The sequence below is a fragment of the Cupriavidus sp. GW822-FHT02D05 genome (assembly GCF_058802485.1).
Genome location: NZ_JBXAOE010000017.1, coordinates 113,139 through 139,462, shown reverse-complemented (window position 1 = coordinate 139,462; position 26,324 = coordinate 113,139). Strand labels below are relative to the sequence as shown.

The following is a 26,324-nucleotide window of genomic DNA, read 5'->3' as shown; positions in this document are numbered from 1 at the left end:
GACAGTTTAATATGTCGACCTTGCTCCACTCGGCACCCAACGCCTTCCCATGACCGCATCGCGCCAGCCAACCAACCATCCTTCGTACTTCATCGAGGGCGACACCGTGATCTGGTCGCACGGCGACCGGCCGCTCTGGGCCAAGGACGGCAGCCCGCTGCCCATTGCCCATCCACAGGCGTTCCGCTGCATCGCCGGGCGCTGGTTCACCGACGGCGAGCACGTCATCGTGCAGGCCCAGCAAGGCAGCGGTGCGGCCTGGTACTACTTCTACCGGATCGAGAACGCCGACATCGCCACCTTCGAAGTCCTCAACGAGCGCTACGCCCGCGACGCCCGCCAGGCTTACTTCATTACCGGCAAAACCATCCGCACCCGCAGCCCGCAGGCTTTCCGGCCGCTGGTCTATCAGGACTGGCGCTGGCCGGAGAATGGCCCGCTGGAGCCGGTGACCTACATGCATGACTACTACGCCGTGGACGCCGAGTCGGCCTACTTCAACGGCAAGCGCGTGATCGGCGCGGATGGCGCCACCGTGGTGGGCTTGCCGGGCAACTACATTGCCGATGCTGGACATGTGTACTACTTCGGCCAGCGCATCGAAGCCGACCGCGCCAGCCTGGTGGTAGCGCCCAGTGGTGACGGCCCGCTGCGCATGACCGACAAGATCGGCCCCATCGACGACGGCCAGCGCATGACCGCGCTCGACCACCGCCAGGTCGAGCACTGGCGGGACTTCTTCACTGCCCTGCCCGCGCTGCAGGACTACTGGTGGCACCGCCTGCAGGCGCCAGCCGCGCAAGCCACGCCAGTGCAAGAAGTGGAATACGAGGGCCATCGCCTCACCGGGCTCGATCCGGCCACCTTTGCCGCGAGGGAAATGCCCGTTGGCCACGGCCTGATGGGCGTGTTCTGTGGCGATGCGCATGGCATCCACTGGCTGCACTGGTACGCCAACGGTCCGTGCGAGCTAACCTTGCTTTCCTCGCGGCCGATCACCAGCCTGCAAGCGCTGGGGGATGGCTATCTCAGTGACGGCGTCACCGTGTTCTACGCGCCGAACCATTACCAAACGCCGCAAGCCCTGCGCAAGGTCGATCCCGCCGGGTTTACCGTGCTGCAGGGCTCGTGGGCCCGCGATGCCAGCCGTGCCTTCTATCGCGGCAAGGCCAAGAAAGGCGTGAACCCGGATGCCTTGCGCATCGCAGGCTGCTACGCGTGGGACGACGCGCAATTGTTCTGCGACGACAAGCCGCTCAAGGTAGCCGTGCCGCACGATACGCTGCAGGTACCGCACCCTGGCTTCCTTCTGGCGGGCGACCAGTTGTTCTTCGGGCGCCGGCCGGTCTCGGCCAAGCGCGTGCACCTGCCCACACTGGAGTTCCTCGACGCGGACTTTGCGCGCGACCGCAAGCACGCCTATATCATCGGCTATGTGAACCTGGTAGCAATCGACGGCGCCGACCCGGCCAGCTTCCGCGTGCTGGAAAAAGGCCGCGCCGCCGATGCGGCGCGCGAGTACGACGCGGCCGCACTGAAGGAAGCGAGCGCACCGGCAATCGACTAGCCTCTGAGCGTCATCGGTACAATGGCTCGGACTTGGCACGCGAGCTGTTTCCTGACCCCGACGCCATCATGACCCAGGCTTATTCAGACACCGTCAGCCGGATCCTGGCTTCCCATCTGCAAAGGCATGCCCAGCCGGCTGCGTCCGCCAGCCCTGCCACCGCCCCGCCGCCGATCGTGCACCAGCATTTCACCGTCGCGAACGAGGCGGTGACGCTGCAGTTGCCGGCCTGGCGCGACTATGTCGGCCGCATACTCGATGTCCCGGTTTCGCGCGCGCAGGTTGCCGGCGGCTTCCGGGGCGAGATCGATACCTATGTGCTCAAGGACCTGACCTACCTGGACAGCCGCACCGATCCGGTGGGCCAGATTCGCACCACCGCGCGCATCTCCACCGACAGCGTGCGCGACTACGTCTTCCATGTGGCCGTGGACGGGATCGCCGAAACGGTGACGGACTTCTCCCGGCAGCGCAAATCCGCCCAGTTCGTGCCTGGCATCCTGGCGCTCGACATGAACCAGCCGATGCACATGCACCGCCCCACGCGCGCCCGGGTGCTGGCTTTCTTCGTGCCGCGCGCCACGGTGGAGGCGGCCATTCCCGATGCCGAGTCCATCCATGGCCGCGTGGTGACCTATACCTCGCCGCTGACGCGCCTGATCTTCGATCACGTGACGGCGCTCTGCCGCAACCTCCCGGCACTGTCCGAGGCCGATGCGGAAACAACCATCCGCGACTGCGCGCACCTGATCGTTGCCGCATTCGGCAAGCAGGCGCGCCTTGCCGGCAACGCGCGCGCGGCCGCCCGCGCCGCCATGCTGGAGCGCGTGCAGCGCTACGTGCAGGCCAATCTACAACTGGAGAACCTCTCGCCCGAAAGCATCCTGCAAGCGTTCGGGCTGCCGCGCCCAACCCTGTACCGGATGTTCGAGCACGAAGGCGGCCTTGGCGCGTATATCCGCAACTGCAGGTTGCGGGCGGCGGCCGACGATCTCCTGCGCCTTGCACACATCAGCATCGGCGAGATCGCCTATGGGGCCGGCTTCAACAGTGCCTCTGACTTTACCCGCGCATTCCGCCGGGCCTACGGCGTGTCCCCGAGGGATTTCCGGGGGCTTCCAGGCGCTGGCGCCGTCGCCAGCGCCTGGAAGCCCCCGGACGCGCCGCATGCGCCATATGTCACATGACTGTCATGCGCGCGCCATACAATCGGCAGCTTCCCAATAGTCCGAATGCCCTGGCGATGCCTGACGTTCCGGTTGACTCACACTTGGCTCGTTCCCGCTTCCGGCAGCCCTGTGCCGAGGATCTCTGCGTCGCCACGCCATCGGTGACCACGGAACAGAACAATCAGGAAGTCCTCGATGTGTTCGGCAAGCACCGGGACCTTGCCAGCTTGCCGGTGACCGAGAACGACACGCCGATCGGCTTGATCAATCGCGCGATCTTCATGTCGCAGATGAGCAAGCCCTATCACCGCGAGCTGTACAACCGCAAGAGCTGTATCGCCTTCATGGACAAGGAGCCGCTGGTGGTCGATGCGGCGATGAGCATCGAGGCCCTGACCTTCAAGGCGGTGGAGTACGGCGAGAAGGCACTTGCCGACGGCTTCATCATCGCGCGTGACGGCCGCTTCCTTGGCATCGGGCATGGCTTGCAGCTGATGCGCGTGGTCGCGGACATGCAGGCCGAGAAGAACCGCCAGATCATGCACAGCATCGACTACGCCAGCACCATCCAGCGCTCGATGCTGCGCCCCTCGCGCGAGGCGCTGGCCAGGACGCTCGGCGACGCTGGCCTGGTGTGGGAGCCGCGCGATGTGGTTGGCGGAGATTTCTATCACTTTGCCGCGTTCGAGGACGGCTGGTTTGCCGCGCTGGCCGATTGCACGGGCCACGGCGTACCGGGCGCGTTCCTGACCCTGATCTCCTCGTCCATCCTGATCCAGGCCATCGAGCAGCGCGGCCCGCGCGACCCTGGCGCGCTCCTGATGGCGGTGAACCGCGGCATCAAGCAGATGCTCGGGCAGCTCGACGGCGATGATGAAACGCCTGGCTCGAATGACGGCATGGATGCGGCGTTCTTCTGGTTTGACAACGCCAGCCGCCGGCTCGTGTTCGCCGGCGCCAAGAGCGCCCTGTTCGTGCTCCAGCCCGGCGAGGAGGAAGGCGAGATCGTGGACGGCGAGCGCATGGGCGTCGGCTATGTGGACACCGACCTGGACTTTGCCTGGCAGAACCGCTTTATCCAGACCCAGCCGGACAGCGTGGTGTTTGTGACCACCGATGGCCTGATCGACCAGATCGGCGGCCCCAAGGAAATCGCCTTTGGCAAGCGCCGCATCCGCGAAGCGATCCGCGGCAGCCGGCATGCCTCGGCGGCGCAGATCAACGAGGCCGTGCTGAACCAGTATCGCGCGTGGCAAGGCCATCACCGCCGCCGCGACGACCTCACGTTTTTCTGCTTTCGCGTTCAATAGTCCTGCAATGGCCTGCTATAGCACTGAGATGAACGGTAATTCGATTGACCATGAATATGGGCCATTCTTTGAAATGGCCCGGGAACGCAACGTGATCTTCTACTACGTCGGCTACTTTTCCCAGAACATCATCGCGGCAATGTCCGATGCAGTCCGGCTGCAACTGACGGTGAGTGGCGTCGATGGCTCGACCCGGCGCAAGCTGTTCTCCTCGTTCGTGGAGATGGCGCAGAACATCGTCCACTATTCGTCCGACGCGCTCACGCCGCCCACCCAGGACACCAACCAGCTGCGCCACGGTTCGGTGTGCATCTGCATGGTGGAAGACCGCTACCGGCTGATGTGCTCCAACCCGGTGGCGCTCACCCGCGTGGGGCAACTGCGCGCCGCGCTGGAGCCGTTGCGCACCATGACGCTGGACCAGATCAAGCAGGCCTACAAGGAAACCATGCGCGCCGAAGCGCCGGAAGGCAGCAAGGGCGCCGGCCTGGGATTCCTGACAGTAGCCCGCGACGCCAGCGCGCCGCTGGAGTACAGCTTCCAGCCCATCGACGCGGACCCGGTATCGACGATGTTCTTCCTTACCGCAACCATCTGAATGACTGAACGGGATCGAAAGGGAAACTGATGGAAAACCTGTTCATTGCCGCCACACCGACCTCGCCCGAGGTGAGCTTTGATTTCAAGCAGCACACGCTCTCCCTCAAAGGCGAGTCCTATCCGGAAAACGCCGCGGTATTCTACGGCGACGTGATCCTGCGCCTGCGCAAATACCTGGCGGCCTGCGAGGACACCGAAGTCACCGTGCATGTGGCGCTGACGTACTTCAACAGCTCCAGCACCAAGGTGCTGTTCAGCATGTTCGACGCCATGAACGACGCAGCCGACAAGGGCAACCGGGTCATCGTGCACTGGTATCACGACGTGGACGACGACACGATCCTGGAATTCGGCCAGGACCTGCACGCCGACTTCCCCGCCATCGATTTCCTCGACCACGCCACCACGGCGAGCTGAGCAGCGCATGTCCGAGCCAGATCTCTTCGAGTCGGAAAACGGCGTCCTGGCGGGCGCCAGGGCGGTATTCGGCAATCCCGATGCCGGTGCCCAGGCATACCGCGACACGCTGGGCGAGCTGATCGGCTACTACGAGCGGCTGATGCGCGAAACCCGGCGCCTGATACGGCGCAGCGACCGCGAAGAGCTGGAAATGAACCGGCTCAACCATCGCCTGCAGGACCTGGCCCGCGAGCTGGAATTCCGCGCCACGCGCGACACGCTCACCGGCGCGCTGAACCGTGGCGCCATCATCGAGCGGGCCGGTGCGGTGCTGGCGAGGGACAGCCTGTCATTGATCGTGCTCGACATCGATCACTTCAAGCGGGTCAACGACTCGATGGGCCACCCTGTCGGCGATACCGTGATCTGCGGCGTCGTCGACTGCCTGGAGCGGTCGGTGCAAGGCGCGGGCGTCATCGGCCGGGTGGGCGGCGAAGAGTTCGCTGCGCTGCTGCCGGCGCGCGCGCTGGACGCCGCTGTCGAACTGGCGGAGCGCATGCGGCTGCAGATCGAGCAGCACGTGTTTCCGGTCAAGGCGGGGCTGCAGGTGACGGCTAGCTTCGGCGTGAGCTGGAGTCCCCCTGGGACGAGTTTCGAGCAGGCCTATGCGCGCGCTGATGAGGCGTTGTATCAGGCCAAGCGGAGCGGGCGTAACCGGGTTGTCAGTTTGCTGGAGAGCGAACTGGTGGTGCCGTTGCATTGAGGCGCCGCGCCGGTCAGGTTCACGCAAGACGCCAAGCCACAACATGCCGCGGCGCGCTCGGCGCCACCTGCGGCCCGGTCAGCTCGCCGGGTTGACCTGCACCGCCAGCGGAAAGCCGGCATCGAACGTGGTCCGCACATCCAGCCGCTGCTTGAGCAGCCCTGCCTTCAGGTAGAAATCCGCCGTGCGCTGCTGCTCGGCAATCACTGCCGCATCGATGTTGCGCCACCGCGTACGGCGCCGCTCAAACTGCAGCCGTGCGGCTTCCGGCGAGATGCCGATGATGCGCGCCAGCGCAGCGGAAAAGCCGTCCACATGCTGGTACGACCACACCTGCGCGCGCACCACGCGCTGCAGGAAGTCGCGCAGCACCTCGCGCTTGGCGGCCAGCGCGCTGTCCGTCGCCGCCAGATAGCTCAGGCCGGACCACAGCCCGCGCCCGCTCACCAGCACGCGTGCATGGCCGCTGGTCTCGGCCAGCGCGGTGTACGGCTCCCATGTGGCCCACGCATCGATCGAGCCGTTGACCAGCGCCAGCTTGGCGTCCGCCGGCGGCAGGAAGCGCAGGCTGGCGTCCTCGGGCTTCAAGCCGGCCGATTCGAGCGCCTTCAGGGCGACGAAGTGACCAATGGAGCCACGGTTGGTGCCGATATTCTTGCCGCGCAGGTCCGCCGCCGTCTTCAAGGGCGAATTGGCGCGTACCAGCACGGCGGTGCCGAACGGGTCCGAGCGGTTGGCGCCGATGATCTTGATCGGCGTGCCAGCGGCCAGCGCGAAGATGGCGGGCGCATCGCCGATCGGGCCGGAATCCACCGCGCCGGCGTTCAGCGCCTCGGCCAGCGGCGCGGCGGCGGGAAACTCCGTCCACTGGATGTCGTAGGCCAGGCCCTTGAGCTCGCCGGCGCTCTCCAGCAGGGCACGCAGGCCACCCTTCTGGTCGCCGGCCTTGAGCACGGGCCGGCCCTGGGCCGACACGGTAAACGGCAAGGCGCCGCTGGCCGCCGCCAATGCGGCGTAGCGCAGGAATTGTCTTCGGGATGCCGTCATGTTGCCGCTCGCCATCCCCTTCAGGCTGCCTTGCGGCCAGCACCGGCACCAGCGCCGGCCGCGGCATCGCGCTGCGCCACCAGCGCGCGCACGCGGGGAATCAGCTCGCGGCCGTAGTCCACGGCATCCTCGAGCGGATCGAAGCCGCGGATCAGGAACGTGGTCACGCCAAGGTCGTAGTAGTCCAGCAGCGCGTCGGCGACTTGCTCCGGCGTGCCAACCAGCGCGGTGGAGTTGGAGCGCGCGCCGGTGAGCTTGGCGATCTCCGTCCACAGGCGCTTGTCCACACGCGGGCCCTTGTCGGCGGCGGCCAGCAGGCGGCGCGCGCCTTCGCTTTGCTGCGGGCCGCCCTGCCCCAGGCCAGCCGCTTCGCGCAGGCGGCGCGTTTCTTCGAGGATGGCATTGGCGCGTGCCCATGCCGCCGTCTCGGTTTGCGCCAGGATCGGCCGGAACGAGACCGAGAAGCGCACCTGCCGCCCATGCGCGGCCGCCTCGGCGCGCACCCGCGTGGTGATGTCGCGGACCTGCTCGAGCGATTCGCCCCACAGTGCGTAGACATCGGCGTGACGCCCGGCGACTTCAATCGCCGCGTCCGAAGCCCCACCGAAGAAGATCGGCACGTGTGGCTTCTGCGCCGGCTTCACTTCGGAGAAGCCCTGGGTGAAGCGGTAATACTTGCCTTCGTGGTCGAACGGCTTGTCCTGCGTCCAGATGCGCCGCAGGATGCCGAGGTACTCGTCGGTGCGCGCATAGCGCTCGTCGTGGCTGAGGAAATCGCCGTCGCGCTGCTGCTCGGAATCGGAGCCGCCGGAGATGAAGTGCACGCCAAGCCGGCCACCGCTGAACTGGTCAAGCGAGGCGATCTGCCGGGCCGCCAGCGTGGGCGCGGTAAAGCCCGGCCGGTGCGCGAGCATGAAATGCACGCGCTCGGTCACGGCAGCCGCGTAGGCAATGGTTAGCGTGGCGGACGGGCCGGTGGAGTGATGCGGCACCAGCACGCGGTCGAAGCCGGCGTTCTCATGCGCTTGCGCAAATGCCCGCACATAGTCGCGATCCACGACCGGTCCGCTGGCCGGATGGATCTCCGACTGCTTCTGGCTCTGGATCATGCCAATGATTTCCACGCTCATCGTAGGCTCCTGTTCCTGGTTTGCGATGATTTGAAGCGGCTGCGGGGGAGTTGCGCGCCGTATCGCCAAAGCATGAACATACGCCGTGGATAAGCGATTCTTAAGGAATAAGAACGAGGGAAGATATGCGGTTTTGCACGATGAGGGGCAGCCCTTGCCTGGCTGGCGCCGAACCGGCGCCATCGTCCGATAGCGCTGGTTCGGGCAGCCGAATGCGATTTTTTTCGGCGCCGCGTGATTAGCCGGCGGCCGCGCTCTTCAAACCGTCCGACACGCCTTGTGCCGAGTCTTGGCACCACTGCTTGGCGCCGAGCGGGCTGCTTTCAATCCCTTCTTCCTTGCCGTCCGGCATCAGCACGTTACCGCGCAGCCCCGCGGCCTCGCTGGCCTCGCCACCACTTGTATCTACCCCCGGGATCCCCGCGATCAGACCGACCATCTTCCTGGCGTTCTTGACACTGTCGGCTTTCAGGAAGCCCTTTCCGACACAGTAGCTGGTGAGGCCAGCGACGTTGCGGGACATGTCATACATGCCCTTGAGCACAGCCGGGTCTGCTTGCGCATGCACCGGAGCGGCAAGCACGATCGTGCTCGCGGCCATCAGGATTGCTGGCATCTTCTTGTTCATCGTTCTCTGTGTTTCCCATCATTGGTGCCCGGCTTCAATTAGCCGGATTTGCCAAGTATACTGGCAGTCACATCGGGCTTCGTGGCCTGCCGTCAAAGCGGACCCTTCGGGGCCCGCTTTCTCGTTGATCGGACTGACACCCTCCTACCTTTTCCTCCTCTCTGCATGGCTCTTCGATTTCGTCCCATCCCCTGCGCTCTATCGGCCTTGCTTCTTTTCGCCGTCGCCGCCTCGCCCCATGCCCTGGCCAACGATTACGTCCTGGTCCCGATCACCGGCAGCGAGCCGGAGACCAGGGAGGTTTCCGTGCTGGAACCGGCCGTGGCCCGATTTGCCGGCCTGGCTTCCGGCTCCTACTACTGGGAGGACGGGCTGCTGGCCGAGCAACTGCTGACCGGCCTGGCATCGCGCCCGCACAGGTTGGAGCAGGCGCTGCCTGATGGCCTGCGCCTGGTGGCGTCGCGCCGGGAGTTTTCCGACGGCGCCGAGCGCGCGGCCGTGCTGGTCGACGCGCGCGGCGCCGTGCTGGCCGCGGCGCTGGTGCACCGGCAGTGCGGCAAGGAATCCGTCTGCCAGGACAGCCAGCACGCCGTGCTGTCGGTTTTCCTGCGGCCCGGCTTCGACCGCGCCCAGGCGCAGCCGCTGGTCGCGTGGGGCCAGGATGTGCCCAAGGACCTGAAGCTTGGCAGGGGCGAGACGATCGCCACGGTGGAGACCATCACGCTGGATGCCAGCCGCACAGGCGCCAGCCCGGTCCAGCGCCCCACGGGATTCCCGGCGCAGGTGCCGCTGTACCCGAGGGCCATCCTCTATCGCACCGGGCAGAATGCATTGAGCGACGCCCGGGCCAGGCGCGTGGTGCGGCTGCAGACCACCGATAGCATCGGGCAGGTGCTGGCCTTCTACAAACGGTTGTCGCCGCCGATGGGGCAACTGGAGACCGGCAAGAATGACAACAGCGGCTACGTGAGCGGCAAGCGCAAGGGCGTGGCGTTTTCCGTCGAGGCGCAGCGCAATGAACACTTCCCGAGCCTCACCAACGTGGAGGTGGAGATCGCCGACTGAGCGCGGCGAGGACGATGTGGGAGCCATGTCAAGCCGGTCGCCGGCCTCGCTGTCGGCCCCGCATCGATCGCCCCGGCATTACCAAGTATACTTACGATCACATCAGGCTTCGCAGCCTCCCGTCAAAACGGACCCTCCGGGGCCCGTTTTCTTGTTGAGCGGACTGACAATCCCCACCATTTTTCCTCTCCTTTTTCCTTTCCGTATGGCTCTTCGATTTCGTCCCGCCTCCTGTGCAGCGCTGGCATTGCTGCTTTCCACCCTCGGCGCCGCGCCCCTTGCCCTGGCCGCGGATGCCGTCCTGGTCCTGGACACCAGCCACCAGCAGGAAACCCGGGAAGCTCCCGCGCTGGATCTCGCCATCACCCGGTTTGCGGGCAATGCGTCCGGTACTTACTACTGGGAGGACGGCCTGCTGGCCGAGCAGATCCTGTCGGGGCTGCAGTCGCACGCCAACCGGGTCCAGCAGGAACTACCCGATGGCCAGCGCGTGCTGTCGTCGCGCCGCCAGCTATCGCATGGCGCCGAGCGCGCGGCCGTGCTGGTAGACGAGCGCGGTGACGTGCTGGCCGCTGCGCTGGTGCACCGCGAATGCGGCAAGGATGGTTGCCAGGACGACCAGCACGGCCGGCTGTCCGTCTTCCTGCGGCCTGGCTTCGATCGCGCCAAGGCGCAACCGCTGGTTGCGTGGAGCCAGGACGTGCCCGAAGACCTGCAGACCGACTCCGGCGAGAAGATCGCCAAGGTGGAGACCGTCACGCTGGATGCCGCCAACACCGCGGCCAAGCCGGTCAAGCTCCCCAAGGGATTTTCGTCGCAAGTGCCGCTATACCCGCGGGCCATCGTTCACCGCACCGCGCAGGATGCGCTGAGCAACGCCAAGGCCAAGCGTGTGCTCCGGCTGCAGACCACCGACAGCATCGAGCAGGTGCTGGCCTTCTACAAGCAACTGACGCCGCCGCTGCAGGATGCTGTGTCCGACCTGGATCGCAACACCGGCTTCATGGCGGGCAAGCGCAAGGGGGTGGCGTTTACCGTCAACCTGAAGGAGGACAAGCACTTCCCGACCATCACCAACATGGAGGTCGAGATCAGCGAATGATCCGGTTGCCGGGCGGCGGGCGGCGGCAAGCGGTGGATTACATGCCGTTGTCGCCCTCCACCTTGCCGATCGACGCCTTGATCCCGACAGCGGTGCGCAAGCCCTTGACGGAATACGTCCGCGCTTGCGCCTGCTCTTGGTCCTCCGGCTTGCGCATCCACAGTTGCGCGAACAGCCCGTCCTTAGGTGAATAGCCGCCAAACCAGTCGACCAGTTGCCCGATGTGGCACTGGCGCCCTACCCAGACGGGCATGTCTGCCACGATTTCAAAGGTGTAGTGGCCCGGGCCGTAGCTGTAGTAGACACCACGGTCATCGCCCTTGACCGTGTCCGGAACCGGGCAAAGGGGCTTGTCCATGGTGCCGACATCGCGTGCCACCTCGTTGCTTGCCTGCGCAAGCGCGCGCGTCAGGGCGGCATGCAGGGTGCTGTCCAGCGTGGTCACCGCGCCCTTCTCTTCGTCCTTCTGGATCCTGGGGATGGAGAGCTGGTAGCGGTATTGCACAGCAAGCCTTGGCACCTCGCCAACCACCGTCAGCGGCCTGAGCAGGTGAACGTTGTCCACCCCGTAGTAACTGCTCCGGTACGCTACATATACGCGTCCGCGCAGGCGGACCCAGTCCGCCGCCTGGTTGGCGCCGCGTCCGTTGACCGAGTAGAGGTAGCCTCCTTGCTCCAACGCGTCGGCCCGGCCCGTCGAGCCATCGGCGCCTGCGAATTTTCCGCCCTCGCGGCGCAGCGCGCTCACGTACGAGAACAGCCCGGTCCCGCCGGAATAGGTGTCGATGATGAGATCGCGCTGGCCGTCGCCGTCGATATCCATCAGCGTGTAGGAAGCGTTGCCGTTCTCCCCGCCGCCCTCGATGCCGGAGGCCAGCAAGGCGCGCCATTCGTCGCTGGTGACGCCTGGGGGGCGCGTCGTCGGGAAATGCGCGTCGTCGCCCGTCTGCTTGCCGTCTTTCACGTTGGCGAACGTTGTCATGCCCGTCTTGATGCGGATCGCATCGAGGGCCTTCTCAAGCGGGAACGCCGGCTCGGTCTTGCGCATGGCTTCCACCGCCTGGCGCAGGTCCTCCAGCGCCTGCCGGTCCACGCTGTCCGGCTTGTAGGCGGCGGCTTCGCGCAGTTGCGCCTGCAATGCCGCAAGCCGCTCGTCATATCGTGCGTTGATACAGCTCTTGTCCGCGCCACACTGATCCCGGGTCTTGAGCCACGCAAGCTGGGCTTGCCGTAGCGCGGCGCGCTGCTGGGCCTGGGCGCTGGCGAGCTTGCCATACACGGCCGAGAGCTTGCTGTCGAGCTTGCGCAGATCCTCATTGGCGCAGATCGCGATCTCCGTGCTGCTCGCCGCGCGCTCGCATTGCATGCCGGCCTGCGCCGCCTGTGCGGCAGAGACATACAGCGCCAACAAGGCGATCAGCGACGAGTAATTCCTGATATTCACATTCACAACGCGCGTTCTCTTCTGAGTGGTTCCAGCCTGGGAAGGCAAGCAGGCACTGCCCCCTCAACAAGCGCATATGGAAGCGCAATATGCTTCTTTGTGCCGATGCGCACCGGCCGGTAGTCTAGCAAGTCCTTGTTCATGGCAAGCCCGCCGCTACCTGCTCCATGCCTCAAAGCTTCTCCACGCTGCCCGATGGCGCCATCCCGCTCCACGTGGCGGCACCGCAAACGCTTGCGGCCTTGCTGGAACAACTGCCGCCGGTGCAAGCGCAGTGGGCACGCGCAACCGGCTTCGTCCCGTTGCCTGGCAAGACGCTGCTGCTGCCGGATGCCGAAGGCGCTCTGGCGGGCGTGATCGTTGGCGCCGATCCGGCCCAGCCGTTGTGGCAACTGGCGGGCCTGCCGAAGCAGTTGCCACCGGGGCGCTATGCCATCACCGCCGCGCAGGACGAACCGCCGCTGGCCGCGCTCGGCTGGGCCATCGGCGCCTTGCCCGCGAGCTGGGACGACACCGAGGACGACACGGTGGACGACGCGGCGAATGGCGCCGAAGACCTCGCGCAACTGGTCGTGCCACAGGCCACGCTGCAAGCCCTCCAGCCCCTGGCCGCGGCCATCGGCCTTGTACGCCGGCTGGTCAACACACCGGCCAACGTCCTCGGCCCAGCACGCTTGTCGGAAGAAGTCCGCGCACTGGCGCGGGCGCATGGCGCCGAGTTCCGCGAATGGATCGGCGACGCCCTGCCGGATGCGGGCTTCCCGCTGGTCCACGCCGTCGGCCGCGCGGCTGCCGAAGCGCCGCGCGTGGCCACGCTGCATTGGGGCGACCCGGCTGCGCCGCGCGTGGTGCTGGTCGGCAAGGGCGTGTGCTTCGATTCAGGCGGGCTGGATATCAAGCCGGCGCAGGGCATGCGCTGGATGAAGAAAGACATGGGCGGCGCGGCCCACGCCATTGCGCTGGCGCGGCTGGTGATGCAGGCGCGCCTGCCCGTGCGGCTGACCCTGGTGGTGCCGGCCGTGGAAAACGCCGTCGGCGCCGGCGCGCTGCGCCCAGGCGATGTGATCCGCGCTGCCAATGGCACGTCGGTGGAAATCGAAAACACCGATGCGGAGGGCCGGCTGGTGCTGGCCGATGCCCTGCATCACGCGCTGGGTGAGCGCCAGGAGAGCGCCGCCATCGCCATCGACCTGGCCACGCTGACCGGCGCGGCCCGCGTCGCGCTTGGGCCGGAGCTGCCCGCGCTGTTCAGCAATGACGACGCCCTTGCAGCCGACCTGCTCGCGCAGGCCCAGCGACTGGCCGATCCGCTGTGGCGCATGCCACTGTGGCAGCCCTATCGCGCCATGCTGAAGTCGTCGTTCGCGGATACGCAGAATGCCGCCGCCGCGCCGCTGGCCGGTGCCATTACCGCTGCCCTGTTCCTGCAGCGCTTTATCCCGGACGGCACGCCCTGGCTGCACCTGGACCTGTTCGCCTGGAACCAGGAAGACCGCCCGGGCCGCCCGCGCGGCGGCGAGGCGCAGGGACTGCGCGCGCTCTTTGGCTTGCTGGCGCAGCGCTTTCCCGCGGTTGCCGGCGAGCCCACGCATTCCTGATGACAAGACAACTACCGTAAGTGAGAACAACCGACATGATCCAACGACTGGCGCTGGCCGCCACCCTGGCCGCCGCATTGCTGGCCGCTCCCGCGCTGCATGCCGAAACCCTGCGCTGGGCGCGCTCGGCCGACGCCTCCACGCTGGACCCGCATGCCGTCAACAACGGGCCCAACCACAACCTGCTGCACCAGGTCTACGAGCCACTGATCATCCGCACCGCCGATGGCAAGCTGCTGCCCACGCTGGCCACCTCGTGGCGGCGCACGGACGACCCCACGGTATGGGAGTTCCAGCTACGCAAGGGCGTGAAGTTCCACGATGGCAGCGTATTTACCGCCGACGATGCGGTGTTCTCTCTGTTGCGCGCCAAGTCGCCCACCTCGGACATGAAATCGCTGCTAGTCTCGATCACCGAGGTGACCAAGGTTTCGCCCTTCGTCATCCGCATCAAGACCGCCGGCCCCAACCCGCTGCTGCCCGACAACCTGACCAATATCCAGATCCTGAGCGCGGCATGGTCCAAGTCGCACAACGTGGAGCAACCGCAGAACGCCTCGGCCAAGGAAGAGACCTACGCCACGCGCAATGTGAACGGCACCGGCCCGTACACGCTGGTGTCGCGCGAGCAGGACGTGCGCACGGTGCTCAAGCTCTTCCCGCAGTACTGGGGCCGCGGCCAGTTCCCGCTGGAGATCGACGAGCTGGTCTACCTGCCGATCAAGTCGCCCGCCACCCGCGTGGCCGCGCTGCTCTCCGGCGAGGTGGACTTCGTGCAGGACCTGCCGATCCAGGACACGGCGCGGCTGCGCGCGGACCCCAAGCTGCGCGTGAACCAGGCGGCGGAAAACCGTGTGATCTTCTTCGGCCTGAACGTGGGCAACGCGCCCTTGAAGTACTCGGACGTGAAGGACCGCAACCCACTGGCCGACCGCCGCGTGCGCGAGGCGTTCCAGCTCGCCATCGACCGCAACGCCATCAAGACGGCCGTGATGCGCGGCCTGTCGGTGCCGACCAATATCATCGCACCGCCGTTCGTGCATGGCTATGACAAGGCCTTCGACGTGGTCGGCAAGCCCGACGTGGCGCGCGCCAAGGCGCTGCTAGCGCAAGCAGGCTATCCCAACGGCTTCGGCATCACCCTGCATTGCACCAACGACCGCTACCTCAACGACGAAGCGATCTGCCAGGCGGCTGCCGGCTTCCTGGGCCGCATCGGCGTAAAGACCACGGTGGTCTCGCGCCCGCTGGCGATCCAGACCGCCGCCATCAACAACCTGGATACGGACTTCTACCTGTACGGCTGGGGCGTGCCGACCTACGACTCCGCCTACATCTTCGACTACCTGGTCCACACGCGCGGCAAGAATGCGCGCGGCGCCACCAATGCCACGCGCTACAGCAACCCGGAGCTGGATGCGAAGATCGTTTCGCTCTCAAGCGAGGGCGACCAGAAGCAGCGCGACGCCACCATCAAGAGCATCTGGACCACGGTGCAGAACGAACTGGTCTACCTGCCGCTGCACGACCAGATCCAGACCTATGCCATGGTGCGCAAGTTCGACATCCCGGTGAACCCGTCGAACACGCCCTACTTCAAGCTGTTCAAGCTGGCGAAGTCGTGACAATGGGCGCGCGCTGATGCTGGTCCACCTTCTCCGCCGCCTCGGCCAGTCGCTGCTGGTGCTGCTGGCCGTGTCCTTTATCGCCTTCCTGGTGTTTCGCCATATCGGCGATCCCACGGTCAGCCTGCTGGGCGAGGATGCCTCGATCGAAGACCGCCAGGCGCTGGTGGCCGAACTGGGCTTCGACCGGCCCGTGCCGGTGCAGTACGCGCGCTATCTCGGCAACGTGCTGCATGGCCAGTTCGGCATCTCGTACCGGGTCAAGCGGCCGGTGACGCAAGTCATCCTGGAGCGCGCGCCTGCCACGCTGGAGCTGGCGCTGGTGGCGGCGGTGGTCGCCGTGCTGGGCGGCGTGGCGCTGGGCGTCTACACGGCGATACAGCGCGACGGCTGGGCCAGCCGCGTGCTGATGACGGTGTCGCTGGTCGGTGTCTCGCTGCCGACCTTCCTGATCGGCATCCTGCTGATCTACCTGTTTGCCGTGGAGCTGCGCTGGCTGCCCTCGTTCGGGCGCGGCGACACCATAGCCGTGGGCGGGTGGAACACGGGCCTGCTCACGCGCTCCGGCTGGGCCTCGCTGGTGCTGCCGGTGGCCACGCTAGGCCTGTTCAAGCTGACACTCATCATGCGCCTGGTGCGCGCGGAAATGATGGAGGCGCTGCGCACCGACTACGTGCGCTTTGCCCGCGCGCGCGGCCTGCCCGAGCGGCGCATCCACTACGGCCACGCGCTGCGCAATACGCTGATCCCGGTGGTCACCATCACCGGGCTGCAGATCGGCTCGCTGATCGCCTTTGCCATCGTCACCGAGACGGTGTTCCAGTGGCCCGGCGTTGGGCTGCTGTTCATCTCATCGATCCAGGCGGTGGACGTGCCGGTGATCGCCGCCTACCTGCTGATGATCGCGGTGCTGTACGTGTGCATCAACCTGGCGGTGGACCTGGTCTACCTGCTGGTGGATCCGCGCCTGCGCCGTGCCTGATCTCTCCATGACCTCAATGCAAAACGCCCCCGCTCCTGCCGCCCCGGCCGCCCCGGCGCAAGCCCGCTGGCGCAATGCCGAGTCGCCCGTGGTGCGGGCGCTGGCGCGCTCGCGTACCACGCAATTTACCGTGCTGCTGCTGGCGCTGCTGGTGCTCGCCGCCCTGTTCGCGCCCTGGCTGGCGCGGCAGAACCCCTTCGATCCCGCCGGGCTGGAGTTGCTCGATGCCTTCACGCCACCTTGGCAGCATGGCGCGTCCGGCGCGTTCTATCCGCTTGGCAGCGACGACCAGGGGCGCGACATTTTCTCCGCCATCCTCTACGGCTTGCGCATGTCCCTGCTGGTGGGCACGGCGGCGGTGGCGCTGTCGCTGGCCATCGGCGTCACGCTTGGCCTGGTAGCCGGCTATGCCGGCGGCTGGTTCGATACCGTGGTGATGCGCCTGGCCGATGTCCAGCTCACCTTTCCCGTGCTGCTGGTGGCGCTGCTGATCTTTGGCATCGCACGCGGCATCCTGCCCGCTGGCTACCGCGACGAGATGGCGCTCTACGTGATCGTGACCGCCATCGGCCTGTCGGAATGGGTGCAATACGCGCGTACCGTGCGCGGCGCGGTGATGGTGGAAAAGCACAAGGATTACGTGCTGGCGGCCCGCATCATCGGGCGCTCGCGCACGGCGATCCTGCTGCGCCATATCCTGCCCAACCTGCTGGCGCCGGTGCTGGTGATCGGCACCATCAGCTTTGCGCTGGCGGTGGTGGCAGAGTCCACGCTGTCCTATCTGGGCGTGGGCCTGCCGCCCACCCAGCCCTCGCTGGGCACGCTGATCCGCGTTGGCCAGGGTTTCCTGTTCTCCGGCGAGTGGTGGATCCTGCTATTGCCCGCGCTGGTGCTGCTGGCGCTGGCGCTCTCGGTCAACCTCGCGGGCGACTGGCTGCGCGACGCACTCAACCCCAAGCTCCAATGACCAAGATGCCTGTGAACCAGCCCGTCCTGAGCGTGCGCGGCCTGTCCGTGGCGTTCGACACCTATCATGGCACGGTGAACGTGCTCGACGACGTGTCCTTCGAGATCGCACCCGGCGAGATCCTGGGTGTGGTGGGCGAATCCGGCGCGGGCAAATCGATGACCGGCAATGCCGTCACCGGCCTGATCGAGCCGCCCGGGCGCATCAGTGCCGGCAGCGTGACGTTGCGCGGGGAACGCATCGACACCTTGCGCGGCGAAGACATGCGCCGCGTTCGGGGCAAGCACATCGGCATGGTGTACCAGGACCCGCTGACCAGCCTCAACCCGGTCTGCACCATCGGCCACCATCTCACCGAGACCATCCGCACCCACCTGCCGCTATCGCCCGCGCAGGCACGCCAGCGCGCGCTGGCATGGCTCGCGGACGTGGAAATCCCCGACCCCGCCACGCGCTTCAACCAGTACCCGCACCAGTTCTCCGGCGGCATGCGCCAGCGCGTGGCCATTGCGCTGGCGCTGTGCGGCGAGCCCGAACTGCTGATTGCCGACGAGCCGACCACCGCGCTCGATGTGGTCGTGCAGGCGCAGGTGATCCAGGTGCTGCGCCGCGTCTGCCGCGAGCGCGGCACCGCCGCCATGCTGATCACCCACGACATGGGCGTGATCGCCGGGGCCGCCGACCGCGTCCTGGTGATGTACCAAGGCCGCGTGCTGGAAACCGGGGCGGTACGCGACATCCTCGACCACCCCCGCGCGGCTTACACGCGCACGCTGATGGCCGCCATTCCCTCCGTGCACCAGCGGCTGCACCGCCTGCCCGTGCCGGACGAAGGCGCCGTGGCGCCGCTGCCAGCGCAGGCATCCCGCCCCGAGGCCAGGCAAGACACCGCGCCACTGGTGCAGGTGCAGGACCTGTCGCGCGACTTCGATCTCTCCGCCGGCTGGCTGCTGCGCACCCTCGCGCGCCAGCCGCGCAAGGTGCTGCACGCGGTGCGCGACGTCAGCTTCGCCATCCCGCGCGGCACCACCTTCGGGCTGGTGGGCGAATCCGGCTCGGGCAAGTCCACCGTGGCGCGCATGATTGCCGGCCTGACCCGGCCCGGCGCCGGACGCATCGTGATCGACGGCGTGGACCGCTGGGCGGACCGCCAAGCCGCGGCCACCCTGCCCGGGCGTTTCCAGATGATCTTCCAGGACCCGTACGCCAGCCTCAACCCGCGCTGGCGCATCGACCGCCTCATTGCCGAGCCGCTGCAAGCGCTGGGACTCAGCAAGAGCCCGGAAGACACCGCGGAACGCGTGGCGCAGGCACTGCGCCGCGTGCGCATGTCGCCGGACGCCGGCCGGCGCTATCCGCACCAGTTCTCCGGCGGCCAGCGCCAGCGCATCGCCATCGCCCGCGCCCTGGTCAGCCACCCCGACTTCCTGATCTGCGACGAGCCCACGTCATCGCTGGACGTCTCGGTGCAAGCCCAGGTACTCAACCTGATGCGCGACCTGCAGGACGAATTCGGCCTGACCTACCTGCTGATCAGCCACAACCTGGCGGTGATCCGCCAGCTATGCGACCAGGTGGGCGTGATGCAGCGCGGGCAGCTGGTCGAAGTCGGGCCAGCGGATGCGGTCTTTGCCGCACCCCGGCATGGCTATACGCGAGAGTTGTTGGCTGCGGTGCCGGATGTGGGGCGGGTACGGGGGTTGCCGGTGGTGGCGGTGGCTTAGTGGAGGCGCACTTGGTGAGTGGCACTCGTCAGCGAAGGAACGCAAGCATGACGCAAGAGAACCATGGCAGTACGCGCAAATGGCACGGGCGTGCGGGCACGGCCGCCGGCGCTGCGGGGCTCTATCTGTCGCTGGGGACGGAACTGGCGTGGATACAGCTGGGGGGTGTCTTCCTGACCACCCTGGGGATTCACTTCTGGGTGATGTCCCGCCAGCGGGATTGAGCGATCACCGGGGAACCCCGGCGATCGTCATGACGCAATGGCCTTCAGTGGCCGGTACGCTTAGCCAACAAATGCCTTTTCAAGCACAAAATGGCCAGGCTCGCTCATATTGCCTTCCGTGAAGTGCTGCTCGGTCAGCATCGCGCGGATGTCCTTGAGCATGTCCGGGCTGCCGCACAGCATGATGCGGTCGTTCTCCAGCGAGAACGGCTCCACGCCCAGGCGCTCGAACAGCTCGCCGTTGGCGATCAGGTCGGTGATGCGGCCCTGGTTGTCGAACTCTTCGCGGGTCACGGTGGGGAAATAGACCAGCTTTTCGCGGATCAGCTCGCCCAGGTGTTCGTGCTGCGGCAGGTGTTCCTGGATCAGCTCGCGGTAGGCCAGTTCCTCGACGAAGCGGCAGGTGTGGGTCAGCACGACCTTGTCATAGCGCTCGTACACTTCCGGATCGCGGATGATCGACAGGAACGGGGCCAGGCCGGTGCCGGTGGCCAGCAGCCACAGGGTCTTGCCGGGCAGCAGGTTGTCGACCAGCAGCGTGCCGGTGGGCTTCTTGCCGACGAAGATCTGGTCGCCTTCCTTCAGGTGCTGCAGGCGCGACGTCAGGGGGCCGTCCGGCACCTTGATGCTGAAGAACTCCAGCGTTTCCTCGTAGTTGGCACTGGCGATGCTGTAGGCACGCAGAAGCGGACGACCGTTCACTTCCAGACCGACCATGGCGAACTGGCCGTTTTCGAAGCGGAAACCGGGGTCGCGGGTGCAGGTGAAGCTGAAGAGCGTGTCGGTCCAGTGGTGGACGGAGAGGATGGCTTGCTGGTTGAGATTGCTCATGAATAAGGCGCTATATGCGCTGGATGGCGCCGGCGTCGATGGCCTGTTGTGGCCTGATACCAAAGGCTTGGCGGTAGCTTGCCGGTTGCGTTCAACAAGGCGGGCTCCGGTCCGAAGGCTGGAAGGCGCGCCGATCAAGGTGAGAAGATAGCGGATTTTAGAAGAAAACGCAGGGCGCGTCCCGATTCATGCAGTTTCAGGGGGGTTATAAGCCCCACGCCCTGCGTTTTCAGGCTCAACGGCGCCCCGAAAGCCGCCTGACCACCGAGATCAGCCGGTCCACCTCGTCCGTAGTGTTGTAGAAGGCCAGCGACGGCCGCACCGTGGCCTCCACGCCAAAGCGGCGCAGGATGGGCTGGGCGCAGTGATGCCCGGAGCGCACGGCGATGCCTTCCTCGTTGAGCGCGCGGCCCACTTCCTCGGTCTCATAGCCCTTGAGCACGAAGGACAGCACGCTGGCCTTGTCGCGCGCCGTGCCTACCAGCCGCACGCCCGGGATGGGCTGCAGCAGGTGGGTGGCGTACTCCAGCAGGTCGTGCTCGTAGCGGGCGATGTTCTCGATGCCTACCCGCTCCACGTAGTCCAGCGCGGCGCCCAGCCCCACCGCATCGGCGATGTTGCCGGTGCCCGCCTCGAAGCGGTTGGGCGGCGGCTGGAACACGGTGCGCTCGAAGGTCACGTCGGCAATCATGTTGCCGCCGCCTTGCCAGGGCGGCATGGCCTCCAGCAGCTCGCGCTTGCCGTAGACCACGCCGATGCCGGTGGGCCCGAACACCTTGTGGCCCGAGAACACGAAAAAATCCGCATCGATGGCCTGCACGTCCACCCGCATGTGCGAGACCGACTGCGCGCCGTCGACCAGCGCGCGGGCGCCGGCACGGTGAGCCAGGTCGACGATCTCCTTGACCGGCACCACGGTGCCCAGCGCATTCGAGACCTGCGTCACGGACACGATCCTGGTGCGGTCGTTGAGCAGCCGGCGGTACTCATCCAGCAGCACCTGCCCGGAATCGTCCACCGGAATCACCCGCAGCCTGGCCCCGGTCTGCGCGGCGAGCTGCTGCCACGGCACGATATTGGCGTGATGCTCCAGGTGCGAGACGATGATCTCGTCGCCCTCGCCCACGTTCTGCACGCCCCAGGTCTTGGCGATCAGGTTGATGGCCTCGGTGGTGCCGCGCACGAAGATGATCTCGTCGGGCGAGGATGCGCCGATAAAACGCTGCACCTTGCTGCGCGCGGCCTCGTAGGCATCCGTGGCGCGCCCTGCCAGTGCATGGGCGGCGCGGTGGATGTTGGAGTTCTCGTGCGCGTAGAAGTACGAGATGCGGTCGATCACCGACTGCGGCTTGTGCGTGGTGGCGGCGTTGTCGAACCACACCAGCTGGCGGCCGTTGACGCGCTCCTGCAGGATCGGGAAATCGCGGCGAATCGCGTTGACGTCGAACGGCACGCGCGCCGAAGGCGATGCCCACGGCGGCGTCCGCTCTTGCTCGCGCCCATAGCCGTAAGCGCCCGCCCCCTGCTGCGGCAGATGCAGCGAGAGCGGATCGCCGAACGCGGCGATCTCGCGCAGGCTCGACGCGCCGCCATGCAGGTCGCGGCCCGCGCCCTCCAGGAAGTAGTAGGCAGGCGCGGCCGAGGACTGCGGCGGCGGCGACGGCGCATGCGGCACGCCCAGCGCCTGGCCGCCGAAGCGGCTTTCCACCGCGGGCGCCACCGTGGCAACCGTGTCGGGCAGGCCATTCTGCGCCACCGAGGTCGGCCGCAAGGCCGGCGCGCGATTAGCCAGCGAGAGCACATGGGTCGGCGCGGCGGGCAGCAGGTTGGCGCCGGGCACGTGGCCCTGCGGGATCGCCGCACCCGGCACGCCGGTGCCCGTGCCGCCAGGACCCGCCACGGGCGAGCCAGGCGGCGCCGGGTTGTTTACCACGGGCAGCGACTGCGCGGCAGCCGGCGATGTCCCCGGCAGGGCCGAGAAAAACGCCCCCGCCAGGCGCGCCAGCACCGCCGGATCCGGCAGGCCGGGCGGCACCGAAGGCGCGCCCGGCAGCGCGGCCGACGGGCCGGCCGGCGGATTCGGCGGATTCACCGGATTACTTGTAGGTGTCAGGATAGTCATGGTACTTGCCGATCTCCACGTCATCGAGAACCGCCAGCGCATCCGGCGCGTGCACGGCCAGCGAGCAGTACAGCGAGATCAGGTACGAAGCGATAGCCTGGTCGTTGATGCCCATGAAGCGCACCGACAGGCCCGGGCCCTGCTCGCCCGCCACGCCCGGCTGGAACAGGCCGACCACGCCCTGGCGCTTGTCGCCCACGCGCAGCAGCAGGATCTTGCTCTTGCCATCAGCCACCGGCACCTTGTCCGACGGGATCAACGGAATGCCGCGCCAGGTGATGAACTGCGAGCCGAACAGGCTGACGGTCGGCGGCGGCACGCCACGGCGCGTGCATTCGCGGCCAAAAGCGGCGATCGCCAGCGGGTGGGTCAGGAAGAACGCGGGCTCCTTCCACACCTTGCTCAGCAACTCGTCCATGTCGTCCGGCGTGGGCGCGCCGGTCAGCGGAAATACGCGCTGATCTTCGGCCACGTTGGCCAGCAGGCCGTAGTCCGGGTTGTTGATCAGTTCGCCTTCCTGGTGCTCCTTGATGGTCTCGATGGTGAGACGCAGCTGTTCCTTGATCTGGTCGTGCGGGCTGCTGTAGAGGTCCGAGACGCGGGTATGCACGTCCAGCACCGTGCTGACCGCGTTCAGGAAATACTCGCGCGGCTGCTCTTCGTAGTTGACAAAGGTGCGCGGCAGCTTGCCTTCGTCGTCGCGCTGGGTGCAAGCAACCTTGACGGACTCGGGGTCCTGCACCTTGTTGAGGCGGTAGATACCGGCTTCCACCGGCACCCACTGCAGGAAATGCGTCAGCCAGCGCGGCGTGATGGTCGCGAGCTGGGGGATGGTCTTGGTGGCATTGGCTAGTTGCCGTGCTGCGTTATCGCCGAGCGCCGTCTGGCCGCTCCCGTTTACCGACATGTGCTACTCCGTTTAGCTGTGAGCTGATGGCTGATGGCTATATGAGAAAAACAAGAATCGTTATTACCGCAGCGATTATCGGGAGACGGCCCGGCCCGTTCAACATGCTATAGACGGCAATGCGCATGGATTTGCGCGTGGATCTGCGCGTGGTTCGTGGCGATCCGCGGCGATGGCTAAGACCGCGTGCCTACCACCTGCGCATCACGCAGCGAGACGTGTGCGGCGCCCGATCCGAGCAGCCACGAGATCGGCACGCCCAGCGCCACGGCCAGCTTTTCCACCGTGACGATCGAGGCAATCGCGCTGCCGCGCTCGATCTCGCCGATATACGAGCGGTTCATGCCCGCATGCTCGGCAAGCTCTTCCTGCGACCACGCATGCGCCTCGCGCAACTGGCGCACGGTGGCGCCCAAAGTCCGCACCAGGTCCGTCATGGCAAGCTCGCCTCGATCACGCGCGCCAGCTCGCTTGCGCCCGGCACCCTGGCGGTCTCGTTGCGCGATACAGCCTGCGTCACATGGGCGCCGGCGGCGACATCCTGCGTGACCCACACATTGCCGCCGATCACCGCGCCGCGGCCCAGCGTGACGCGGCCAAGGATGGTGGCGCCGGCGTAGATCACCACATCGTCCTCGACGATGGGGTGCCGCAGCAGGCCCTTCTCCAGCTTGCCCGTGGCATCGCGCGGAAAGCGCTTGGCGCCGAGCGTCACCGCCTGGTACAGCCGCACGCGCTCGCCGATGATGGTGGTCTCGCCAATCACCACGCCCGTGCCGTGATCGATAAAGAAGCCGCCACCGATCTGCGCGCCGGGATGGATGTCGATGCCAGTCTCCGCATGCGCCAGCTCCGCCACGATGCGCGCCAGCAGCGGCAGCCCGAGGCTATAGAGCGCGTGGGCGATGCGGTGATGGATCATCGCCAGGATGCCGGGATAGCAGAGCAGGACTTCATCCACGCTGCCGGCCGCGGGGTCGCCATGGAAGGCGGCGAGCACGTCGCTGTCGAGCAGTCCTCGGATCCGTGGCAGCTCGGCGGCGAACTCGCGCACGGCCTTTAGCGCGCGCGCCCTTAGCGCGGCTTCATCGCGTTCGGCGTGGCGTGCGGCGTAGTGGAACTCCAACCTTGCCTGGGCCAGCAGCCCGTGCAGCGCCGCGTCCAATGAATGCGCGATATAGAGGTTCTCGCTTTCCTGGCGCAAATCGGGCGGCCCCAGCCGCATGGGAAACAGCACCCCCTTGAGGGTGGCGACCACCTGCGCCAGCGCATCGCGCGAAGGCAGGTCGCGCCCGCCCGGCTCCAGCAAGCGTTGCTGGCCTTCTCTCCATTGCTGGCGCACCTGCTGCAGGGCGAGCACGATCTCGCCGATCTCGAAGTCAGCCACTGTGGTACTCCCCGTTCTGCGTTGTCCGCGCGATAGCTCGCGCGGCTTGTTGATCGCTATGCTTGTGGATCTCTATGGATCGATTGCTTGCGCCAGCCGCGGCTCAGTCCTGGATCCACGGCAGATCGTGAAAGCGCCAGCCGCCGCGCTTGCCGCGCCGTTGCCGCTCGTCGATCTCGCCTTCGAAGCCTTCGAGCACGTTGAACACATGCGCGATCCCCGCCTTGGTGGCGGCTTCGGCAGCCAGCGCGGAGCGGTTGCCGCTGCGGCACAGCAGCAGCACCACGGCGTGCCTGCCGGTCTTGGCTTCCAGCTCGCGCGCAAAGCGCGGGTTGCGGGTCAGGCTGGTGCCGGTGGCCCAGGGCACGTGCAGGGTATCGGGCACATAGCCGACGAACTTGCGCTCTTCCGCCGTGCGTACATCGACCAGCACCGCGTCGCCGGCGCTGAACAGCGCCCAGGCCTGCTGCGGCGTCACGCGGCCTGCATAGGGCAGGCCGGAGGAACGTGCCACGCCGCGCGCGGCTTCCAGCACGGGATGCTTGATCTTGTCTTCCGATGCGACTGTCATGAAACGCTCTCCTTGCAGCATGTTGTCCGCGTGCGGGCTAAGCCGGGCCTGCCCGATGCACGCTTTGTCGTTGACGGCAACCGCCTATAGCCATCACGGCTCAACTATGAAATGACGCTGCTGGATTGAGAACGAATAAAAACGCATTTCCTAAGACGCTTCCTCGAGGGCGGCACCGGCCAACGCGGGAAAGGCATGAGCCGGCTTGACAAACCTGCCTGGCTGCGTCCAGATTCAGGGGCGGCGATGGATAGCCACCGCGCGCCGCGCCATTTACCACTCACCTTCAGCAAGGAATGCCATGACTCCCTCCCCTGCCCGGCGCCGTTTCGTGCGGCACGCCCTGCTGCTGGCCGGCGCCGGCATGTTGGCCGGCGCGGCCGGCGCCGCGCCGGCCGCAGGAGACGATGCCCTCGCCGCCGCCATCGCCGGTCCGCAGCGCAGTGCCGCCAACAAGGCCCGCGACGTGTACCGCCATCCGCTGCAAACGCTACGGTTCTTCGGCTTGCAGCCGGACCAGGCAGTGATCGAGATTGCGCCGGGCGGCGGCTGGTACACGGAGATCCTGGCGCCGGTGCTGCGCGACCACGGCAAGCTATACGCCGCGCACTACGATGCGAGCGCCGCGGATGCCAGCGAGGAAGGCAAGCGCTCAAGGGCGAACTTCGAGAAAAAACTGGCGCAGGATCCGGGCAACTACGGCAAGGTCACGGTCGGCACGCTGCCGGTGCGCGCCTTTACCGATATCGCCCCGCCGGGCGGCGCCGACCTGGTGCTGACCTTTCGCAACATCCACAACTGGATCAAGGACGGCCACCTGGACGACAGCCTGCGCGCTTTCTACGCCGTGCTCAAACCCGGCGGCGTGCTAGGCGTGGAGGAGCACCGGGCCACGCCCGGCACCTCGCTGGAGCAGATGATCGCCACCGGCTACGTCACCGAAGACTACGTCATCGACCATGCCCGCGCGGCTGGCTTTGCGCTGGCCGGGCGCAGCGAGATCAATGCCAACCCGCGCGACAGCCACGACCATCCCGATGGTGTGTGGTCATTGCCGCCGACGTTGCGCGGCGGCGAGCGCGAGCGCGCGAGCTTCATGGCCATCGGCGAATCGGACCGCATGACGCTGAAGTTCATCAAGCCGCGCTGAGGCACGCTTCAC

General features: G+C 66.7%; 25 protein-coding genes. 15 read left to right on the top strand and 10 right to left on the bottom strand.

Features of this window, described 5'->3' with window-relative positions:
• Positions 1–49 precede the first annotated feature (49 nt).
• The 6 genes from AC1RQK_RS22875 to AC1RQK_RS22850 are packed head-to-tail and all read left to right on the top strand — an operon-like array spanning position 50 to position 5,808.
• Entirely contained in the window at positions 50–1,567 is a 1,518-nt protein-coding gene (locus AC1RQK_RS22875; RefSeq protein ID WP_492811344.1) for a hypothetical protein, read from the top strand.
• A gap of 32 nt (positions 1,568–1,599) precedes the next feature.
• Positions 1,600–2,754 (top strand): helix-turn-helix domain-containing protein, encoded by a 1,155-nt coding sequence (locus AC1RQK_RS22870; RefSeq protein ID WP_492811342.1) that lies wholly within the window; start codon positions 1,600–1,602, stop codon positions 2,752–2,754.
• A 56-nt stretch (positions 2,755–2,810) separates the two neighbouring features.
• Positions 2,811–4,046 (top strand): SpoIIE family protein phosphatase, encoded by a 1,236-nt coding sequence (locus AC1RQK_RS22865; RefSeq protein WP_492811340.1) that lies wholly within the window; start codon positions 2,811–2,813, stop codon positions 4,044–4,046.
• A gap of 28 nt (positions 4,047–4,074) precedes the next feature.
• Positions 4,075–4,644, top strand: coding sequence for a SiaB family protein kinase (locus AC1RQK_RS22860; protein ID WP_492372720.1), 570 nt, complete (start codon positions 4,075–4,077; stop codon positions 4,642–4,644).
• A 29-nt stretch (positions 4,645–4,673) separates the two neighbouring features.
• Positions 4,674–5,063: a DUF1987 domain-containing protein gene (locus AC1RQK_RS22855; RefSeq protein WP_043354443.1), complete on the top strand. Its 390-nt coding sequence runs from the start codon at positions 4,674–4,676 to the stop codon at positions 5,061–5,063.
• 7 nt (positions 5,064–5,070) lie between these two features.
• Positions 5,071–5,808, top strand: coding sequence for a GGDEF domain-containing protein (locus tag AC1RQK_RS22850; RefSeq protein ID WP_492372719.1), 738 nt, complete (start codon positions 5,071–5,073; stop codon positions 5,806–5,808).
• A 78-nt stretch (positions 5,809–5,886) separates the two neighbouring features.
• On the opposite strand, the gene AC1RQK_RS22845 is transcribed toward AC1RQK_RS22850, so the two are convergent.
• From AC1RQK_RS22845 to AC1RQK_RS22835, 3 genes are all read right to left on the bottom strand, one after another.
• Entirely contained in the window at positions 5,887–6,855 is a 969-nt protein-coding gene (locus tag AC1RQK_RS22845) for an ABC transporter substrate-binding protein (RefSeq protein WP_492372718.1), read from the bottom strand.
• 20 nt (positions 6,856–6,875) lie between these two features.
• Positions 6,876–7,985 (bottom strand): LLM class flavin-dependent oxidoreductase, encoded by a 1,110-nt coding sequence (locus tag AC1RQK_RS22840; protein ID WP_492811336.1) that lies wholly within the window; start codon positions 7,983–7,985, stop codon positions 6,876–6,878.
• 238 nt (positions 7,986–8,223) lie between these two features.
• Positions 8,224–8,613: a hypothetical protein gene (locus AC1RQK_RS22835; RefSeq protein ID WP_492811334.1), complete on the bottom strand. Its 390-nt coding sequence runs from the start codon at positions 8,611–8,613 to the stop codon at positions 8,224–8,226.
• Between the two features lie 207 nt (positions 8,614–8,820).
• Here AC1RQK_RS22835 and AC1RQK_RS22830 point away from each other — a divergent pair, with 207 nt between their 5' ends.
• Both AC1RQK_RS22830 and AC1RQK_RS22825 read left to right on the top strand, forming a co-directional pair.
• Positions 8,821–9,678, top strand: coding sequence for a hypothetical protein (locus AC1RQK_RS22830; protein ID WP_492811332.1), 858 nt, complete (start codon positions 8,821–8,823; stop codon positions 9,676–9,678).
• A 247-nt stretch (positions 9,679–9,925) separates the two neighbouring features.
• Positions 9,926–10,780, top strand: coding sequence for a hypothetical protein (locus tag AC1RQK_RS22825; protein ID WP_492811330.1), 855 nt, complete (start codon positions 9,926–9,928; stop codon positions 10,778–10,780).
• A gap of 37 nt (positions 10,781–10,817) precedes the next feature.
• Here AC1RQK_RS22825 and AC1RQK_RS22820 read toward each other — a convergent pair whose 3' ends face one another.
• Entirely contained in the window at positions 10,818–12,230 is a 1,413-nt protein-coding gene (locus AC1RQK_RS22820) for a lysozyme inhibitor LprI family protein (protein ID WP_492811328.1), read from the bottom strand.
• A 161-nt stretch (positions 12,231–12,391) separates the two neighbouring features.
• Here AC1RQK_RS22820 and AC1RQK_RS22815 point away from each other — a divergent pair, with 161 nt between their 5' ends.
• Genes AC1RQK_RS22815 through AC1RQK_RS22790 form a run of 6 tightly spaced genes read left to right on the top strand, consistent with a single transcriptional unit; the run spans position 12,392 to position 19,344 of the window.
• On the top strand, positions 12,392–13,822 hold the full coding sequence (locus tag AC1RQK_RS22815; protein ID WP_492811326.1) for a leucyl aminopeptidase family protein: 1,431 nt from the start codon (positions 12,392–12,394) through the stop codon (positions 13,820–13,822).
• A 35-nt stretch (positions 13,823–13,857) separates the two neighbouring features.
• The gene (locus AC1RQK_RS22810) at positions 13,858–15,447 is read left to right on the top strand and encodes an ABC transporter substrate-binding protein (RefSeq protein WP_492811324.1); all 1,590 of its coding nucleotides are present in this window, start codon (positions 13,858–13,860) and stop codon (positions 15,445–15,447) included.
• Positions 15,448–15,463: 16 nt separating this feature from the next.
• The gene (locus AC1RQK_RS22805; RefSeq protein WP_492372710.1) at positions 15,464–16,429 is read left to right on the top strand and encodes an ABC transporter permease; all 966 of its coding nucleotides are present in this window, start codon (positions 15,464–15,466) and stop codon (positions 16,427–16,429) included.
• A 16-nt stretch (positions 16,430–16,445) separates the two neighbouring features.
• The gene (locus AC1RQK_RS22800; RefSeq protein ID WP_492811400.1) at positions 16,446–17,396 is read left to right on the top strand and encodes an ABC transporter permease; all 951 of its coding nucleotides are present in this window, start codon (positions 16,446–16,448) and stop codon (positions 17,394–17,396) included.
• Positions 17,393–19,120, top strand: coding sequence for a dipeptide ABC transporter ATP-binding protein (locus tag AC1RQK_RS22795; RefSeq protein ID WP_492811322.1), 1,728 nt, complete (start codon positions 17,393–17,395; stop codon positions 19,118–19,120). The genes AC1RQK_RS22800 and AC1RQK_RS22795 overlap by 4 nt, the downstream gene beginning before the upstream one ends.
• Before the next feature lie 47 nt (positions 19,121–19,167).
• The gene (locus AC1RQK_RS22790) at positions 19,168–19,344 is read left to right on the top strand and encodes a hypothetical protein (protein WP_492811320.1); all 177 of its coding nucleotides are present in this window, start codon (positions 19,168–19,170) and stop codon (positions 19,342–19,344) included.
• Between the two features lie 60 nt (positions 19,345–19,404).
• On the opposite strand, the gene AC1RQK_RS22785 is transcribed toward AC1RQK_RS22790, so the two are convergent.
• From AC1RQK_RS22785 to AC1RQK_RS22760, 6 genes are all read right to left on the bottom strand, one after another.
• Complete coding sequence (locus AC1RQK_RS22785) at positions 19,405–20,175, bottom strand: ferredoxin--NADP reductase (protein WP_174427668.1); 771 nt, start codon at positions 20,173–20,175, stop codon at positions 19,405–19,407.
• Between the two features lie 235 nt (positions 20,176–20,410).
• Positions 20,411–22,297, bottom strand: coding sequence for a family 2A encapsulin nanocompartment cargo protein cysteine desulfurase (locus AC1RQK_RS22780; RefSeq protein WP_492811318.1), 1,887 nt, complete (start codon positions 22,295–22,297; stop codon positions 20,411–20,413).
• Entirely contained in the window at positions 22,272–23,204 is a 933-nt protein-coding gene (locus AC1RQK_RS22775; protein WP_492372706.1) for a family 2A encapsulin nanocompartment shell protein, read from the bottom strand. The genes AC1RQK_RS22780 and AC1RQK_RS22775 overlap by 26 nt, the downstream gene beginning before the upstream one ends.
• 176 nt (positions 23,205–23,380) lie before the next feature.
• The gene (locus AC1RQK_RS22770) at positions 23,381–23,641 is read right to left on the bottom strand and encodes a helix-turn-helix domain-containing protein (RefSeq protein ID WP_150986150.1); all 261 of its coding nucleotides are present in this window, start codon (positions 23,639–23,641) and stop codon (positions 23,381–23,383) included.
• Entirely contained in the window at positions 23,638–24,591 is a 954-nt protein-coding gene (epsC, locus tag AC1RQK_RS22765; RefSeq protein ID WP_492811315.1) for a serine O-acetyltransferase EpsC, read from the bottom strand. Before epsC ends, AC1RQK_RS22770 begins: the two co-directional genes overlap by 4 nt.
• A gap of 103 nt (positions 24,592–24,694) precedes the next feature.
• Complete coding sequence (locus AC1RQK_RS22760) at positions 24,695–25,162, bottom strand: rhodanese-like domain-containing protein (protein ID WP_492811313.1); 468 nt, start codon at positions 25,160–25,162, stop codon at positions 24,695–24,697.
• Positions 25,163–25,463: 301 nt separating this feature from the next.
• On the opposite strand from AC1RQK_RS22760, the gene AC1RQK_RS22755 reads away from it, so the two are divergent.
• Positions 25,464–26,312 (top strand): class I SAM-dependent methyltransferase, encoded by an 849-nt coding sequence (locus tag AC1RQK_RS22755; protein ID WP_492811311.1) that lies wholly within the window; start codon positions 25,464–25,466, stop codon positions 26,310–26,312.
• Positions 26,313–26,324: the final 12 nt, after the last annotated feature.